The 615-nt window shown below is 50.9% G+C and carries 1 protein-coding gene; it reads left to right on the top strand.

Annotated features, from left to right (window positions below; genetic code table 11):
• The coding region (locus AK963_RS34305; RefSeq protein WP_202969966.1) for a hypothetical protein at positions 1–615 on the top strand (615 nt) is incomplete at both ends.

Genomic DNA, 615 nt, shown 5'->3' with positions numbered 1-615 from the left:
GCAGATAACCATGCCCTGCTATTAGACAGTTATCACAAAGTGCGCTTTGTCCCTAATGATGACTACAACGGCGATGCCACCTTTGACTTCCGTGCCTGGGATAGAACCTCCGGTACTGCAGGACAGTATGAAGATGCCAGCAGCCATGGCGGTACCACGGCCTTCAGTGCCGATGCCATTTCAGCAACGATTTCATTAACCGCTATCAATGATGCGCCGGTTCTGATGCCCTCTGGTGCCACTGTCTCTGCCTCAACAGAAACCACTTCCGGTGGTGGTTTTTACGGTGACCTCGTCGCCTTGCCCGACGGTGGTTTCCTCAATGTCTGGAACAGTTCAGGCCCGACCATTGAGATGCAGCGTTATGATAGCAATGGCATAGCCCAGGGTAGCGTCGTCACTGTTTATGATGACCCTAATAACAACACCAGTTATAACGAAAGTGTGGCTGTTCTCAACGATGGAAGCGTTGTTGTAAGCTGGACTCACTTTGGTGACAGTGCTGACGCATGGGCACAAGTTCATAACCCTGATGGCTCTGTACGCCAAGCTGCATTTCAGTTAAACAGTCAGCACACCTTTCTAAGCCAATGGAACCCTAGTCTTTCCGCACTG

Origin of the sequence: Endozoicomonas atrinae, assembly GCF_001647025.1 — a bacterium.
Classification (GTDB): Bacteria; Pseudomonadota; Gammaproteobacteria; order Pseudomonadales; family Endozoicomonadaceae; genus Endozoicomonas; species Endozoicomonas atrinae.
This window is presented reverse-complemented; position numbering and strand designations above follow the sequence as displayed.